Source organism: Kitasatospora sp. Xyl93, assembly GCF_055383135.1.
In genome coordinates this window covers 6,377,980-6,395,100 of record NZ_AP029185.1, presented here as the reverse complement: position 1 = coordinate 6,395,100, position 17,121 = coordinate 6,377,980, and the positions used below count along the sequence as shown (strand labels likewise).

The window sequence follows — 17,121 nt, the reverse complement described above, 5'->3', positions numbered from 1 at the left end:
CGCCACTGGACTTCAGGGACAGCGACCCATGAAGGGCCCTTGCGCGCGCATCGGATCCATGGCAATGTAGTCGCCACTTCCCGGCTGGCGCCGGAGAAGTGGCCCTACACAAGGGCCCGGATCGTCTTGTTTTCCCATGGGGGGGAATTCTCTTCGGCCGTCCCGGAATCCTCATTCTCACTGATTCCGTGCATTCTCAAGCGGCTCGTTCCCCTCTGCATCGCTGCACCACCTCGCGCCAATTCGTCGTGTACATCTCACGAAAGCACAGGTACCTCGGTGTCCCCGCAGACTTTTCCGCTCCGTCGACTCCGTTCCATCGTCTCCGCGTACGACCGGATCGCCGCCGAGGCTCCTCAGGACCTGGGTGCCTACCTCTACCTCTACGGCATCGACCACGGCATGGTCGCCGCCTACCGGAACGCCGTTCGCGACGCCGATGCCCGCCGCCCGCGCCGGAATCCGACCAACTGTCAGCGCATCGTCAGGTTCACGCTGCGCCGCGGCCGCTGACGCCACCGATCGCGTCCCTCGCCCACCCTCCCTCCGCACCCGAAGTGGAACCATCCGTGGCCGACCCGCAGTCCCCCGTGATCCGTACCGTCGTCGAGCAGTCCCGCCGCGTCCTGGAGACCTATGCCGTCGACCCGGGCCTGATCCCCGAACACGCCAACGGCGAACGCCGCATCACCCAGGGCGGGTACGGCGACCGGCAGCTCTTCGAGCTCGTCCAGAACGCGGCCGACGAGTTGCGCGACGAGCCCGGCGGCCGGATCCACGTCGTGCTCACCGGCACCCACCTGTACTGCGCCAACCAGGGCAACCCCGTGACGCCCGATGGCGCTGAGACCATCCTGCGCATGAGCATGTCCCGCAAGCGCGGCGGTCAGATCGGCCGGTTCGGCGTGGGGGTGAAGTCGGTCCTGGTGGTCACCGACGCGCCCGAGTTCTTCAGCCGCGAGGGCAGCTTCGGGTTCGACCGGGCCTGGTCCTACGAGCTGATCCGGAACGTGCCCGGAGTGCGCGAGCGGCTCGGCGCAGAGTTCGAGGCGCCCGTACTGCGCATGGCGCGGGAACTGGACATGGCGGCCGAGCGCCTCAAGGACCAGGTACTGGACGAACTGCTGGAGTGGGCCACCACGGTGGTCCGCCTCCCGCTGCTGCCCGGCGCCGCCGACCGGCTGGGCAAGGACATGCACGGCCACCAGGGCACCGCCGGTCACGACACCCGCGAGGAGTTCCCCTCCGGTTTCCACCTGTTCTCCCCGCACGTGGGTCAGGTGGTCCTGGAGGACCGCCGGCCCCGCCCGGTCGCACGCCGGGCCCTGCACTCCGAGCAGGCCGGCAACCTGCACACGATCCGGGAGGAGCGGATCGGCAAGACGCCGGCGACCTCGCGGTGGCGGGTCTTCACCCGCACCCACGAACCGAGCGAGGTCGCCCGACGCGACGCCGGCGAGCTGCACGACCGGCTGACCGTCGACCTGGCCTGGGCCGTCCCGGCCTACAGCGCAGCGGACGAGCGGGGGCTGCTCGGCGCCACCGATGCCCGGGGGCGCGGCCGGTTCTGGTCCTTCTTCCCGACCAAGTACGAGATGACCCTGAGCGGCATCCTGAACGGGGCGTGGAAGACCAACGAGGACAGGCAGAACCTGTTGGACTCCTCACCGTTCAACGTCGAGATGATCCGGACCGCTGCCGGCCTGGTGGTCGACTCGCTGCCCGAACTCGCGCCGGCGGAGGACCCCGGCGCGTACCTCCCGCTGCTGCCGGGGCGTTCCAAGGGCGTGGAGACGATCAGTTGGGCCGACCGGCTGCTCACCGAGCAGATCTGGGCCACCGCCGCAGCGCGTCCGTCGCTGCCCGACCAGGACGGCGTCCTGCGCGTCCCCAGCAGCCTGAACATCCACCCGGACCTCGGGAAGGACAGCACCGCGGTCAACCGCTGGCTGGGTGTATGGCACGCCTACCCCGGACGCCCCCGTGACTGGGTGCACCCCTCGGTCGAGGCCACCGATCTGAGGGCGGGCAAGGTTCACCACATCCTGGCTGCGGCCCGCCGCGGGAGGGCTTCGGTCGTCGACTGGCTGGAGGCACTGGTCTCCGACGGCACCGCGGAGGCCTCGGCGGCCGCCGTCCGGATCGTCGCCGACATGATCGGCTCGAACGCCGGCTGCGCCGCGGAGGCCCGCCGGGCCAGGATCGTGCTCACCGAGGAACACGGCCTGGTCGCCCCGCTCGGCAGTGTGGTGTACCGCCGCACCGAAGAGGACGGCCTGCGGGAGTCGCTGGTCTACGTGGATCGCGCCCTGTCCGACGACCCGTCACTGCACTCCGCCCTCACCGCCCTCGGGATCCAGGAGGCGGACGTCCGTGGGCGCTTCGTGAGCGTCCTCGAGCAGGGCTTCGGCTCCTACGGCCCACAGGAGTGGAACCGGTTCTGGGAGCTCTTCCACCGGGCGGGCGCCTCCGTGGTCGGCCACGAGGTGACCAAGCGAGTGGCCGCGCCGATGGAGACGCTGATGGTACGGACAGCGGACGGCCGCTTCCATGCCATGCGCGACTGCCTGCTTCCCGGTGTGGTCGTCACCGCCGAGAGCGACCCCGAGATCGCGGTGGACATCCGCTTCCACTCCGATGACGCGGGTTTCTTCCGCGGGTTGGGCCTGCGGGACCGCCCGACCTCCGGTCACAGGCCCGAGGAGGAGCCCTGGTTCGAGGAGTACCGGGAAGCCATCCACAAGGCGTACTGCCGCACGCTCGATGACCAGGCGAGCCGGCCGACCCTGGCCAGGACCAGGATCGAGGGCGCTGCTGTCGGCGGGCCGCTGCACCTGCTGCCCCGGCTCTCGGAGGAGGCCCGTGCGAACTTCCTCCAGGCACTGCCCGAAGACGCGCTGCTCGCGAACTGGACGCTGCAGATCGGGGCGCAGACCGGTACCCGCCAGGCGGTGTGGTCCCCGGTCCGCTGGGTGCTCACCCGGCACGGCCGGGTGAGCACCTCGCAGGGCCTCAAGCTCCTCACCGAGGCCGTGGGGCCTCAGCTCGCCGCGTACCGTGATGTGCTCCCGGTGGCATCGATCAGCGCGGAGAAGGCCCGCAAGCTGGGGCTGGCCGACAGCGTCGAGAAGGTCCGTCCGAAGCAGTGGGAGCAGCTCCTGGGGAAGCTCCAGGAGAGCGAGGACGACACCTTCGTCGGTTCCACCTACGCGCTGTTGACCCGGTTGGAGATCCCCTTCCCCGAGGACTCCCTCACCCGCTGCCGGATCGGTGACGCCTGGGACACCCGGGCTGACGGCGAGATCGCCGTCGCCGCGAACCAGGAGGAGTACCGCTCCTTGCAGGCCGAGCGGGTGCCCGCGCTGCTGATGCCGGACCGGGAGTCCGCCGACCTCATGGTCGAGCAGTGGGGCATGCTGCGCCACGACGACGTCGTCAGCCGGGAGACCCGACACGAGTCGAGCGTGGAACCGGTTCCGCTGGGCGAGGAGTTCCCGACGCTGCGGCAGAAGATGGGCAGCTCCGTCGGCACCTACTCCATGCTGCGCTGCTCGACGCTGGAGGAGGTGGTCCGCACCCCGCACGGCGCCCGGGCGAAGTCCTTGGAGAGCGCCCGCCAGGGCAACGTGATCAAGGTCGTGGACTCGCTGGACCGGCTGGGCACCCTCCGGGCCGTGGACCGCGAGTTGGGCCTTCGGATGGGCGAGGCCGGTTGCCGGGCACTCCTGGAGGCCCAGGCCCGCCAGGAGCAGGACGAGAAGGTGCGGTCCGCGCTCAAGGCGATCCGTGAGGCCGAGGACGTGACGGCCAAGCTGGAACTGCTGATCGGCGCGGAGGCTCTGCGTGACCGTCTTCCCTCCGGCCTCATGGAGGCCGAGCGTCAGGTCCCGGGCGAGGAGGAGCCCACCGGCCGACGGATCGCGCAGATGGCGTTCAACGCGCACGGCGACACCGTGCTCAAGACCCATGCACGCGACATCCAGGAACGCTTCCCGAGTGCCCCGTCCTCCTACACCGGGGGGCCGGCAGCGGTCTCCTTCGTCGCCGAGCTCGGTCTGCCCGCTCCCTTCGCCGGCTACCGGGCCCCGGCCCTCGAACAGAGCCTGACCGTGGAAGGCCCTCGGGACTTCCCACGCTTGCACGACTACCAGGAGCGTCTCGCCCTCAACATCTTCGAGATGCTGGACCGACTCGCCCCGCAGCGTGCCATGCTCTCCCTGCCCACCGGCGCCGGCAAGACGCGCGTCACCGCCGAGGCCGTCATCCGTTGGGTCAAGCAGGCCGGCACGCTGAAGGGGCCGATCCTGTGGATCGCCCAGACCGAGGAACTGTGCGAACAGGCCGTGCAGAGCTGGCAGTTCGTCTGGAGCAAGGCCGGCGCGCAGGAGCGGCTGACGATCAACCGGCTGTGGACGTCGAACGAGGCTGCCCCGGTCACCCACGGGCCTCAACTGGTGGTGGCCACCGATGCCAAGCTCCGGGTGTGCCTGGACACCGACCGCTACGCCTGGCTGCGGAAAGCCGCGCTGGTGGTGGTCGACGAAGCTCACGTCGCGACCAGTCCGAGCTACACCGAGATCCTGAGCCTGCTCGGTCTGACCCAGCACCAAACGGAACGGCACCTGCTCGGCCTCACCGCCACCCCGTTCCGCGGCCACAACGAGGAGGAGACCCGCCGGCTGGTCAACAGGTTCGGCTCCCGGAGGCTGGACGAGGGGGTCTTCCCCTCCGACGACGCCTACGGGTACCTCCAGGAGATCGGCGTGCTGGCACGCGTCGAACACAGGGAGCTGACCGGCGGCACCATCGAGCTGTCCCGCCAGGAGCGTGAGAGCGCCGAACAGTTCAGCCTGCTGTCCAAGGCCGCCGAGCAGCGGCTGGCGGAGGACCACGACCGCAGCCGCCGCATCGTCGAAGAGGTTGCGGCGATGGACGAGAGCTGGCCCGTGCTGGTGTTCGCCACCTCCGTGGAACACGCCAAGCTCCTGGCCGCCATGCTGGTGGACCAGGAGATCTCCGCCTCCTCGGTGGACGCCACCACCTCCGACGCCGACCGTCGGACCCGCATCCGGGACTTCCGCGACGGCCGGGTGCGGGTGCTGACCAACTACGGCGTGCTCACCCAAGGCTTCGACGCCCCGGCCACCCGCGCGGTGGTCGTCGCCCGCCCCGTCTACAGCCCGAACGTGTACCAGCAGATGATCGGACGAGGCCTACGGGGCCCTCGCAACGGCGGCAAGGACACCTGCCTCATCCTCAACGTGCGCGACAACATCCGGAACTTCGACACCGCCCTCGCCTTCACGCAGTTCGAGCACCTGTGGAGCAACCGATGACCACCCGCCCCGAGGACGGTCCCGCCCTCACCGCCGAGCAGCAGGCCGTCGTGGACCGGCCGTGGGACACCCGGCTGCTGGTCACCGCGGGGGCAGGGACGGGCAAGACCCACACCCTGGTGCGCCGGATGGACGCGCTCGTCGGGCATGTCGACCCGGACGAGGGCTTGGAGGCCTCCGAATTGCTCGTCCTCAGCTTCTCCCGCGCCGCCGTCCGGGAACTGCGGGACCGGATCGCCCGGCACGGCGAACACGCGCGACGGGTACGGGTGCAGACCTTCGACTCCTGGGCCTACTCCCTACTGCTCCAGGCCCATCCGGACGGCGAGTGGTCGGCGCTCTCCTTCGACGAGCGGATCCGGGCGGCCACCGACGCGATCGAGAAGGGAGCACTGGAGGTCCTGGAGGCTGGGCCGCCGACCCACGTCGTCATCGACGAGGTGCAGGACCTGGTGGGTGCGCGCCGAGAGATGGTGGAGTCGCTGCTCGACCGGCTCCAGGACTCCTGCGGGTTCACCCTGGTCGGCGACTCGGCCCAGGCGATCTACGACTTCCAGATCGAGGACCCGGAGGAATACGCCGATCGCGCCGACCTCTTCCTCCGCTGGGTCCGGATCTCCTACGCCGACGATCTGGAGGAGCTGCGGTTGACCCGGAACTTCCGGGCCGTCACCCCCGAGGCTCGCACCGCGCTCGCGCTCGGACCCGCCGTCCAGGCCATCGGCAGTGCCCCCGAGGGCGCGGACGCGGCCGCCGAACGCCTTCACGAGGAGCTGCGCGAGCTGCTGCTCGACCTGCCCGACCTCGGCTCGTTCACCGACTCGTTCACGTTGGACACCCTGCGGTCCTTCCCCGGCACCTGCGCGATCCTGTGTCGCGACAACCGACAGGCACTGGTGGTCTCGGAACTGCTGCACACCCAGGGGGTCCCGCACGCCCTGCGTCACCCGCTGCGGGACCGGCCGATCCCGTACTGGGTCGCCGAAGTCCTGCGTCGGACCGCGGCCGCCACCCTGACCGAGGAGCGACTGCGCGCACTGCTCAGCGCTGTCCCCCTGCCCGAGGGCACCGACCTCGACCGGGTGTGGCGCTCCCTGCGGTCGGCGGCACGCGGCACCGGCCGGGGCACCGTCGACGTGGTGCGCCTGCGCCGCCTGGTGGCGGAGCGCCGGTTCCCGGACGAGCTGGCCGATCCGGAACCGGCCCGGCTCGTGGTGTCCACGGTGCACCGCTCCAAGGGTCTCGAGTTCGACCGGGTGATCGTGCTCAATCCGCCCACCGTCGCCGAGCTGCGCCGGCGGATCGAGGAACTCGACGTGCCCGCCGAGGCCCGGACCCTCTACGTGGCGATGACCCGGGCTCGGGAGGATCTGTACCGCGTCGCCCCGCCCGACACTGTGACGGTGCTCCGGCACAAACCGACCGGACGGCTGTACCGGGGAGTCCCGAACCAGCGCCTGCAGTGGCGGCGCGACGGCATCGAGGTCCGGGCCGGGGACGTGGACGCCCTGGAACCTGCCGACGCCCAGGCCGACGCCCCCGGCGCCCAGGCGTACCTGCTGGAGCGGGTACGGCCTGGGGACGCGGTGGCGTTCCGACTGCGCGACGACTTCCCCATGGGCCCCGACCAGAGCCCTCGGTACGCCCTGCTGCACGACGGTCGGGAGATCGGTGACGCCTCCGAAGCCTTCCGAAGCCAGTTGCACTCCGTCCTGAAGGTCGGCTCGACGTGGGAGATCCGCTGGCCCCGGGAGATCTCCGGGCTGCGGATCGACTGTCTGGAGTCGGTGGCGGGCAGTCCCGCTGCCGGCGCCAACGCGGGCCTCGGTGACCACGGGGTGTGGATCGCCCCTCGCATCAGCGGAATCGGACGGTTCCGGCACGACGCCGGAGCCGAGGAGGAGCAGGAATGACCATCCACGCAGGGCAGCATGCCCAGCACTACCGGGTCCGTGAGGACCTGGTGTCCCGGCTCCGCCGCGAGCTGCTGGGTCCCGACACCGGAGACACCGCCGAGGACCGGGCCGAGGTCCTGGATCAGGACGCCCCGATCACCCGCTATCCCATCGGTGTGCTCTACCCCCGCCCGGCGGACGCCGCGGCGACCCGGCGCCTCGCGGAGGACGACGAGGAACAGAACGGCCTCGACGAGGAGCCCCTGCCCAGGTCCGCCGGCCTCGACGAGTCGGGCCCCAACGTGGACCGCCCCGACTCCGGCGGCCGGCGGCCCTCCAGCGTCGGCCTGACCTTCGCGGTCGACCTCACCGAATGCCGGCAGATCGTGGTCTCGGCCCGCGCCGCCGCGTACGAACCGGAGGACGCCGAGGGCCGCAGGATCTCGGCGCGTCGCAGCGAGGCCCGCACCACCTCCGACCAGCGGGAGCACTGGCGCCGAGTGGAGCTCGACCTGCCGGACGTCCCGATCGACCTCGACAGCCCGGGTCGTCGTGAGGAGTACTACCCGATCGACCGCAAGGTCCGACTGGACGTGCACGTCCGCCGACCGTCACAGGAGACCGGCACGGTCACCGTCACGGTCACCCTGGTGAACGAGCAGCGGGTCGGCGAGCGGGAACTCCAGGATGCCTTCGCCCTGTTCCAGGTGGGGCTGACGGTCCGTGCCGCCGAAGGATCGAGCGCCTTCGTGGAACGTTCGACCACCCTGTCCGCCGTGGACTCCGAGCTGGAGAGCAGCCGACTTCTGCACCGGCACGCCCCCACCTTCGCCACCGGCCACGGCTGCGCAGCGGTGTGGGACTGGACCCCGCCCCCGATCGGCCTCACCGACGTGGTCCCGGCCGGGGTGAGTGAGGTGCGCACCGAGTTCGTGCCGACGCACGAGGTGCTGCTCACCGACTCCAACCCGACGATCGACGCGAGCGCCCTCACCATGCTCGGTCTCGCCGAGGCTGCGGACGCCGAGGTGATCGCCGCGCTGGAAGGGCTGGCCGACGGCTACGAGCGCTGGATCGAGCGGAAGCGGGACGAGGCCGCCGAACTCGCCGACACCTCCTACGGACCGGCCGCCACCGATCAGGTTCGCGCCTGTCGCGAGGCCCTGGAACGGATCCGGGAGGGCATCTCGCTGCTGCGCGACAAGCCCGACCTGATGTGGGCGTTCCGCCTGGCCAATCGGGCGATGGCGACCCAACGGGCCCGGGCCGGCTGGGTCAAGGACGGTCGGATCGGCGAACCCGACCCGGCCAAGGCACGCTGGCGCCCGTTCCAGATCGCCTTCGTACTGCTGTGCCTGGCCGGGGTGGACGAACGGGAGCACCCCGACCGGGGCGTGTCCGACCTGCTGTGGTTCCCCACCGGTGGTGGCAAGACCGAGGCCTACCTGGGCCTGATCGCGCTGACCACCTTCCTGCGCCGCAAGCGACTGGGCCCGGCCGGCGGCGGCGTCGCCGTCCTGATGCGCTACACCCTGCGCTTGCTGACCCTCCAGCAGTTCGAGCGCGCCGCGATCCTGATCTGCGCCATGGAACGGATGCGCCTGGAGAACCCCGAGGAACTGGGCCACGAGGAGATCTCCATCGGCATGTGGGTGGGCCGCTCCGCCACTCCGAACACCCTGGAGGCGGCCTCCCGGCAGCTCGCCGCCGCCCGCGCCGGCCGGGTGCTCCAGACGGAGAATCCCGTCCAGTTGCACGCCTGTCCGTGGTGCGGGACCGCTCTCGACGCCCACCGCTACTCGGTGGACGAGGAGGCCAAGCGGATGGACGTACGCTGCCCAGGCAGTGACTGCCCGTTCTCCGGCGGACTACCGGTTCACCTGGTCGACCAGGCGGTGTACGCGGCCCGGCCCACCCTGGTGATCGCCACCGTCGACAAGTTCGCCTCGATGCCGTGGCGCGAACAGACCGCCGCCCTCTTCAACCGGGACCGCCAGGACTCCACCCCTCCACCGGAGTTGATCGTGCAGGACGAGCTGCACCTGATCTCCGGACCGCTGGGCACCCTGACCGGTCTGTACGAAACCGCCGTCGACGTGCTCGCGGACCGGCCCAAGGTGATCGCCTCCACCGCGACGATCCGCCGGGCTGCCGACCAGGGAAGGGCGCTGTTCTCCCGCGAGGTGCGACAGTTCCCGCCCGCCGGACTGGACGCCCGCGATTCCTGGTTCGCCGTGGAGACCTCCGCGAACGAGAAGGCGTCCCGCCGCTACGTGGGTCTGCTCACCCCCGGCACGAGCCAGTCCACCCTGCTGATCCGCACCTACGCCACCCTGCTCCACCAGGCGCTGCGCACCGACGCGGACGAGGACGTGCGTGACGCCTACTGGACCCTGGTCGGCTACTTCAACAGCCTTCGTCTGTTGTCCGCAGCCGAACTCCAGGTCCACGACGACGTCGTGGCCTACCTGGACCACCTGGCCGAGCGCGACGGCCAAGAGCCGCGCTCCGTCGGCAACTACTCCGAGCTGACCAGCCGAGTGGACGCCAGCGACATCCCGGCCCGTCTGAAGCAGATCGAGCGCAGACTGACGGACGGCGACGCGGCGGACGTGGTGGACGTGCTCCTGGCCACCAACATGATCGCCGTCGGCGTGGACGTGGACCGGCTCGGCCTGATGGCCGTCATGGGCCAGCCCCAGACCACCGCCGAGTACATCCAGGCGACCAGCCGGGTCGGCCGCGCCCACCCGGGGCTGGTCGCGGTGATGCTCAACTCTGCTCGTTCACGGGACCGTTCACACTACGAGAACTTCCAGCGCTTCCACTCCGCGCTCTACCGTGAGGTCGAATCCACCTCGGTCACGCCGTTCTCGGCCCGGGCTCGCGATCGCGGCCTGCACGCGGTGATCGTCGCGCTGGCCCGTATCCTGATCCCGGCGGCCCGCAGGGACGAGGACGCGGGGAGGATCGACGTCTTCCACGAGGAGCTGCGGGACCGGATCCGCCCGCTGATCCTCGACCGGGTCGCGAACGTCGCCCCGGAAGAGCTCGCCCACGTCGAGGCGGCCTTCGACGAGTTCGTCCAGTGGTGGTACGACGAGGCCGAGGCGAACGACGGCCTGTGCTACGAACCGAAGCGCGGACGTTCCGCTCCCTCGCTGCTCAAGCCTTACGACGACGCCCTGGAGGACGTCGAGGCGTGGGAGACCCTGTGGTCCCTGCGTGACGTCGACGCCGAGTCCGCCCTGTTCATGGAGGCATCCCGATGACCCCGCCCCCGTCCCGTCGACGGCGCACCGCCGGCTCCGCCGCTCCGGCCCACAACCTGCCCCGCCGGGGCGCGGTCCGTCGGGCCCAGGCCATCACCACCTACGGTGTGGGTTCGTTGGTCGCCGTGGAGCAGGAGTCCTTCATCGTCTCGGGCATCGACGGCGCGGCCGAGCAGTGGCCCCGCGACGAGGCCCCGGTGATTTGCGAACCCCGCCTCGCCCGGGTGCTGGGAGTGACGCACTTCCGGCTTCCGCCCGCCTCCGGCGACGGCAGCCGCGACGGCATCCGGGTGCGCCGCTTCCCGCTCTGGCACCACTGCCCCGAGTGCCACGCGCTGGACCACGTGCGAAAGTTCAATTCTCCTCCCGGACGCAACGAGTGCGGCGAGTGCGGGGAACCGCTGGTGCCCTCCCGTTTCGTGATCGCCTGCGAGGACGGGCACATCTCCGACTTCCCGTACCGAGGGTGGCTGCACCGGCGTCGTCGCGGGGAAGGCGTGCCGGTGGTCTGCGACGGCCGGATGAGCCTTCGGTCGTCGGGTCGCACCTCGTCCCTCCGTTCGGTGGTGCTCTCCTGTTCCTGCGGGGTGCCCGAGGTGTCGATGGAGGGATCCTTCCGGGCCGGCGCCCTCAAGGAGCTGAACATCGACTGTCCGGGCGAGCGCCCGTGGCTGAAGGGTGCCGATAGGGTTTCCTGCTCCCGGACTCCGCGGACCCTCCAGCGCGGTTCATCCTCCGTCTGGCAGCCGGTGCTGCGCTCGGCCCTGTCCATCCCGCCATGGAGCGACACCCGGGTGCACGCCCTGGACGAGCACTGGGACGATCTCCGCACGTGTTCGGACCTCGACCAGATCGCCATCCACCTGAAGTACATCTTCAAGGGGTCCACACCCCCGGTGAGCCCCCAGCAGGTCCTGAACCTGATCTCCGCGATGGAAGCCGAGGACCCGTCCACCGAGGACACTCCCGATCGCGACCAGGAGCAGCGCTACCGCGCCCTGCGCGACCTGGAGTACCAGCGCCTCTGCGCAGGCAACCCGGAGGAATCCGGCCGTCACACCGAGCAGTTCGTCTGTGAGCCGCCGATCGGCGACGAGAAGCCCCTGATCGACCTCGGCCTGGTCACTCCGATGCTGGTGAAGAAGCTCCGCGAGGTCCGCGCCCTCAAGGCCTTCACTCGGGTCATCGATCCGGAGACGTCCTCCGAGGGCCACGAGGCGGAGTTGTCGCTCACTCGTACCGACTGGCTGCCCGCCATGGAGGTCCACGGCGAGGGGGTGTTCCTCCGGTTCGATGAGGAGCGGTTGGACGCATGGGCCGGACTGCCCGCCGTCGCCGACCGCGTGGCAGGCATGCGACACCGCCACCAACAGGTCCTCACCGAGCGGGCCTCCGACCCGGCCAGGGTGCCTGACTCCCCCGCCACCCCGCGGATGGCACTGCTGCACACCTTCGCACACGTGATGATCAACGAGTGGAGCCTGGACTCGGGCTACCCCGCCGCCTCGCTGCGCGAACGGATCTACTCGGGCGACGAGATGGCCGGTGTGCTGATCTACACGGCCACCAGCGACTCGGCCGGCAGCCTCGGCGGCCTGGTCGCCCAGGGGGAGGTCGACCGACTGGCCCAGGCCGTACGCTCGGCCGTCCATCGGGCCGAGTGGTGCTCCGCCGACCCGCTCTGCATCGAGACCGAGATCTCCGGCGCCGGCGGCACCAATCTGGCTGCCTGTCACGCCTGCGTAATGCTGCCGGAGACCAGTTGCGAGTACAACAACGGCCTGCTGGACCGGGCCCTGCTCGTCGGCACGCCGGAGGACCCGTCGATCGGCTTCCTCTCGCACCTGCTCACCCACTGAGCACCGGGCGGTGACGCCGGGCCGGATGACACCGAGTGTGCCGTCCGGCCCCGGCGTCACCTGGCCCGCACGGCTCGATTCACCGGCTGCTCCGCGGTACGGCCCCGTGTCACCCCAACGCTGCCCGGATCGCAAGCCCCAGGGCCCGGCCCACCGGGGGCGGCACCGCTTGCCCCACCTGACGGTAGCGAAGGGTCTTGGGGCCGGCGAAGGACCAGTCGGCGGGGAACCCTTGCAGTCGCGCTGCCTGCTCCACGGTCAGCGCCACCAGGTCCGCGCCGTCGGGTGCGGGATCCCAGGCATGGTCGGGCCCGGGCACCGCATCGGCGACGGTGCCGCCGTTCACCCGCATCCGGGCCCAGGAACGCTTCGATCCGGTGGGACCGAGATCCGCCCCGCCCCGCTTCCAGGAACCCCCGACCAGCGTCGGCGCGACCCGTGTGGCCTGGGCGGCCCAGGCGGCGGCGTGCGGCCAACCGCCGTCCGCCATCGATTCGCCCAGCGCCTCGCCCACGGTGAGCGGCGGCTCGGTGTCGACGGCCGGAGGGACGAAGTCCCGGATGCGCTCCCCCTTCAGTGCCACCAGGATCCCCTGCTTGCGGTCCTGGGGCACACCGTGCTCCATGGCGTTGACGACGAACCAGCGGTGCTGGTACCCGAGATGTCCGAGCTCGGTCTCGACGTCCGAGCGGATGGATTCGTACGCCGGTTTGCAGGCCAACTCGGCGAGGTTCTCGACGAGCAGGGCGCGCGGCTGGACGCCGTGCAGGAGCATGACCGTCGCCTCGAGCAGCCGGAGCTCCTCCGCGCTGTCCTCGCGCCGCACCGCGGCGCTCGCCTTCACCCGGGGCAGGCCGGCGGCCAGCAGGTCCACGTCGTAACTCTCCCGGTGCTCCTCCGGATCGAAGTCGAGGAGATCGGCTTCGAGGACGTTCCAGTCCGGACGGTTCAGCCGCAACGTCTCGCAAGCCACCGGGCGGTTGTCCAGCAGCAACACCGGGTGGAACCCCGCCTGTTCGAGGCCGAGCGCGAGGCCACCCGCGCCGGCGCAGACAGCGAGGCAGGTCAGACGGTCGGGATGGGACGTTTCCATGATCACCATTTGGGTTCTTCGGAGAACTCCGCAACGGCCGGGCCCTGACCGCCGATGACGTTGTCCCCGCTGACGGGAGTCGACGGTCAGGATACGCACGGCGCACTGCCCGCACCCACTGCCCTGTGGTGCTCGAGCCGGCGGGTGCGGGCCGTGATGCTCAGAGTTCGTCGAGGGGTTCGTCGAGGACGCCCTGGCGGGCGATGATGTAGCCGAGGTGGCCGCGGCTGCGGCTGCCGAGGAGTTCGCTGGCCTTCTGGATGTGGCTGGAGACGGTGCGGGTGCTCATGCCGAGGCGGGAGGCGATGGCCTCGTCGGTGTAGCCGTTGACCATCAGCCGCAGCACGTTCTGACGGGTGCGGGCGGTCAGCAGCCGGGGCCGGTGGTGGCCCTGCTGGTAGGTGACCGGCTCGGCGCGGTCCCACATCAGCTCGAAGATCTTGAGCAGGTACTCGACCAGCGGCGGGAGCTGGATGAGGATCGCCGCGGCCTCCCGGTCGGCGCCGGCCGGGATGAAGGCGGTGGAGCGGTCGCAGATGATCACCCGGTCGAAGACCTCGTGCAGGGTGCGCACCTGGGCGCCCTTGGCGGTGACCTGCTCGATGTACGCCAGCGTCGGGCCGTGCGAGCGCACGGTGTGCTGGTAGAGGGTGCGCTGGCGCACGCCGCGGTCGGCCAGCGCGAGGTCGCGCGGGAGCGCGTCGGCCAGTCGCTCGGGGGCGCGGCCGCCGCCGGGCTGGGCGGTGAGCAGTTCCTCGGTGCAGCCGGCGACGGCCTTCTCCAGCGCGGGGTTGATCTCCTCCCCGGCCAGCAGCCGGATCGGCAACTGCGCCCGGCGCATGACGTCCCGGTAGGCGTGCTCGGCGGCGGTGAAGGAGGTGTGCAGTTCGGCGAGCCGCTCCTGCTGGGCCAGGACGGCGAGTTCGATCGGTCGCGTTAAGCCGGTGGCGGCGATGTCGGGCGGGACGGGGGCCAGCCGCTCGCCCGAGCCGGGCAGCGGACGCAGCAGACCCATCGCGAGCAGGCATTCGGGCGCCTCACCGTTCGCCTCCCCCTCCGCCAGCGCGATGCGGTAGAACTCGATGCCCCGGTCGCAGAGCTGGGGGGTTCCCGTTTCCGCGCAATTGTCCTGGGTTGGGCACATCTGGGCATCCTTCCGGCTTCGGCATTGCGATTTCACGAATGCCCGTACCGGCTACCGCCAGGCATCCGAACCGGCAAGATGGAATCGACTGCCGTTCGGAGGCCGCCCCCCGGGCTCCGACAGCCGTGAGTGTACGCCCAATGGGCGCGGAAATCATCGGCTGACGGTAGTCGGGCGTGCACGCAAGTGGGGGAGCCGACGGTGACGGTCGCGGACACGGCCTCACCCGGCGGCGGTGACCGGGGGATTGCCGGCGCATCGCACCTGGTGTCCCGTCCGGGGCGCCGGGAGCGGGTGACCGGTGCATGGAACGGCCTACAGACGGAAGGCACCCCCAGTTGCGAGCTGACTCCGACCCGGCGGCACTGCCCGCCGCCCTCGCCGGTCTGGTGGACCAGCGCCTGGTACGACAGTTGGCGGAGGCCGCCGCCGCACAGGTCGGCTCCGGCGCCGTCCGGCTGCTGGGCGACGGCGGGATCCTCCAGGCCTTCGCCAAGCAGCTGATCGAGGGCGCCCTGGAGCTCGAACTCCAGGAGCACCTGCGCGGCTCCGGCTCCGGTACGGGTTCCGGCACCGGCACCAACGGCCGCAACGGCGCCCGGGCCAGACGGCTGCTCACCGAGATCGGTCCGGTCGAGGTGCGGGTGCCCCGGGACCGCGAGGGCAGTTTCACCCCCAAGTCCGTGCTGCCCCGGGCCCGCCGGCTGCCCGGGCTCGACCGGCTGGTGATCTCGCTGACCGCGCGCGGCCTCAGCTCGGGCGAGCTGGTGGCGCACCTGGCCGAGGTGTACGGCGTGGAGCTCAGCCGGGAGACCGTCTCGGCCATCACCGACCAGGTGCTCGACGAGCTGGCCGAGCGGCGCGGGCGGCGGCTCGACCCGGTCTACCCGGTGGTCTTCGTCGACTCGGTGCGCAGCGGCCGCTCGGGCGGGCCGCTGGTGCACCTGGCGCTCGGGATCTCGGTCGAGGGCCGGCGCGAGGTGCTGGGCCTGTGGCCGGCCGCGGACGGGGAGGAGTGGCCGCAGGTGCTGGCCGGGCTCGCCGAGCGCGGGGTGCGGGAGGTCTGGGTGCTGGTGGGCGGCACCGGCGCGGTGCTGGCCGAGGCGGCGGCCGAGCAGTGGCCGCGCACGGTGGTGCACGGTTCGGTGGCCCATCTGCTGCACGCGGCGCTGCGGCACGCGCCCGGCGAGGACTGGGGCGCGCTGGCGCGGGCGCTGCGGGAGACCTGTACGGCGCCGACCGAGGCCGCCGCGCTGGAGCGGCTCGGCCAGGCCGAGCGGGAGTGGGGGCCGAGCCACCGCGAGGTGTTCCGGGTGTGGCGGTCGGCCTGGCCGCTGCTGGCGCCCGGCTTCCGCTTCGGCCCGGAGGCGCGGCGGCTGTTGACGGGCGGGGGCGCGCTGGAGCGGTTGCACGCCCGGCTGCGCCGGATCGAGCAGGCCGCGGGCCGGGTGCAGGACGAGCGGGCCGCGCTCAAGCGCGCCTACCTGGCGACGCTCGCCCTGGAGTCGCCGTCCGGGACGGGCCGGCCGTGGGTCGAGGACTGGCCCGCGGTCCGGGAGGAACTGCGCCGGGGTTCGCTGCGGCGGGCCGGAGTGCCCGCCCCCGCGCTCCGATGTCCCCGCCATCAGAGTTCCCACCACTGATCTGACAGGGCCCGGTGGGATTTGGATCATGTCTGTCTGCTTTTGACACGATCTGCCCGGGCTTCCGGTTCCCGCATTGCGTGTTCACGATCACAGTCAGAGCTTCCAAGCACGTTTGAGCCTTCGGCAGGATGCGTTTCAGAGCGAAGAGGGCAGACCGCCCTCCTCAGGAAGAGGAATTCGCGATGCCAAGCCTTGCCGTACGCGTCCACAAGATGCTCGGGATACTCGCTGTTCTGCTGGCCGCCGTGGTGGGCCTCCAACTCCACGCCGGGCAGTCCCTGTCCACGGTCTCCGTCACCGCCCACCACGGTCCCAGCGACGACTCCGGCTGGGGTGCGTGAGCCGCGGCTCCGTCCGACCAGCCCGCTCCTCCCCTTCTCGCAACGCTCCGATCCAGAGAGGAACCGACGATGGCTAACCCGTTCGAGGACGCCGAGGCCAGCTACCTCGTCCTGGTGAACGACGAGGGCCAGCACTCGCTGTGGCCGGCCTTCAGCCCGGTGCCCGCCGGCTGGCAGCAGGTGTTCGGCGCCGCCGGACGGCAGGACTGCCTGGACTACGTCGAGCAGAACTGGCAGGACCTGCGCCCGAAGAGCCTGATCGCCCACCTGTCCGAGCACTGACCCCGGTCACCGCGCACCGACCGACGGACCGCTGAACTCCACGCGGTCCCCGTACGGGCTCCACGCCGAGCGGCCGCTCACCCGGCCACCCCGCCTCGGCGCCTGGCCCGGCCCGCCGCTCCCCCGGCGCAGCACCACGCCGGAGCCGCCCCCCACCGGCCGCTCCCCCGGTCGTCGGCCCACCGATCCGCCGGAACCCGCCGACACCGCGTCACCACACCCCCGCGACACCCCGCCGCCGCGCGGCCGCACC

9 protein-coding genes and 1 pseudogene are annotated in these 17,121 nt (G+C 71.2%); 8 read left to right on the top strand and 2 right to left on the bottom strand.

Annotated features, from left to right (window positions below; genetic code table 11):
* Positions 1 to 279: 279 nt before the first annotated feature.
* The 5 genes from ACZ5GH_RS27835 to drmB are packed head-to-tail and all read left to right on the top strand — an operon-like array spanning position 280 to position 12,362.
* Positions 280 to 513 carry a hypothetical protein gene (locus tag ACZ5GH_RS27835; RefSeq protein WP_464335585.1) on the top strand — a complete coding sequence of 78 codons (234 nt, stop codon included), beginning with the start codon at positions 280 to 282 and terminating at the stop codon, positions 511 to 513.
* A 56-nt stretch (positions 514 to 569) separates the two neighbouring features.
* Complete coding sequence (locus ACZ5GH_RS27830; protein ID WP_464335584.1) at positions 570 to 5,336, top strand: DEAD/DEAH box helicase; 4,767 nt, start codon at positions 570 to 572, stop codon at positions 5,334 to 5,336.
* Positions 5,333 to 7,249, top strand: coding sequence for a UvrD-helicase domain-containing protein (locus ACZ5GH_RS27825; RefSeq protein ID WP_464335583.1), 1,917 nt, complete (start codon positions 5,333 to 5,335; stop codon positions 7,247 to 7,249). The genes ACZ5GH_RS27830 and ACZ5GH_RS27825 overlap by 4 nt, the downstream gene beginning before the upstream one ends.
* On the top strand, positions 7,246 to 10,503 hold the full coding sequence (locus ACZ5GH_RS27820; RefSeq protein ID WP_464335582.1) for a helicase-related protein: 3,258 nt from the start codon (positions 7,246 to 7,248) through the stop codon (positions 10,501 to 10,503). Before ACZ5GH_RS27825 ends, ACZ5GH_RS27820 begins: the two co-directional genes overlap by 4 nt.
* A complete protein-coding gene (gene drmB, locus ACZ5GH_RS27815; protein WP_464335581.1) occupies positions 10,500 to 12,362 on the top strand; it encodes a DrmB family protein in 1,863 nt (620 codons plus the stop codon). The genes ACZ5GH_RS27820 and drmB overlap by 4 nt, the downstream gene beginning before the upstream one ends.
* A 109-nt stretch (positions 12,363 to 12,471) precedes the next feature.
* On the opposite strand, the gene ACZ5GH_RS27810 is transcribed toward drmB, so the two are convergent.
* Positions 12,472 to 13,464: a DNA cytosine methyltransferase gene (locus tag ACZ5GH_RS27810; protein ID WP_464335580.1), complete on the bottom strand. Its 993-nt coding sequence runs from the start codon at positions 13,462 to 13,464 to the stop codon at positions 12,472 to 12,474.
* 151 nt (positions 13,465 to 13,615) lie between these two features.
* The gene (locus ACZ5GH_RS27805) at positions 13,616 to 14,599 is read right to left on the bottom strand and encodes a helix-turn-helix transcriptional regulator (protein ID WP_464335579.1); all 984 of its coding nucleotides are present in this window, start codon (positions 14,597 to 14,599) and stop codon (positions 13,616 to 13,618) included.
* A 338-nt stretch (positions 14,600 to 14,937) separates the two neighbouring features.
* Here ACZ5GH_RS27805 and ACZ5GH_RS27800 point away from each other — a divergent pair.
* From ACZ5GH_RS27800 to ACZ5GH_RS27790, 3 genes and pseudogenes are all read left to right on the top strand, one after another.
* A pseudogene (locus tag ACZ5GH_RS27800) lies at positions 14,938 to 16,176 on the top strand (IS256 family transposase); the annotation flags it as partial.
* A gap of 251 nt (positions 16,177 to 16,427) precedes the next feature.
* A complete protein-coding gene (locus ACZ5GH_RS27795) occupies positions 16,428 to 16,586 on the top strand; it encodes a hypothetical protein (RefSeq protein ID WP_387758644.1) in 159 nt (52 codons plus the stop codon).
* 69 nt (positions 16,587 to 16,655) lie between these two features.
* Positions 16,656 to 16,868, top strand: coding sequence for an MbtH family protein (locus ACZ5GH_RS27790; RefSeq protein WP_387758642.1), 213 nt, complete (start codon positions 16,656 to 16,658; stop codon positions 16,866 to 16,868).
* The last annotated feature ends 253 nt before the right edge of the window (positions 16,869 to 17,121 follow it).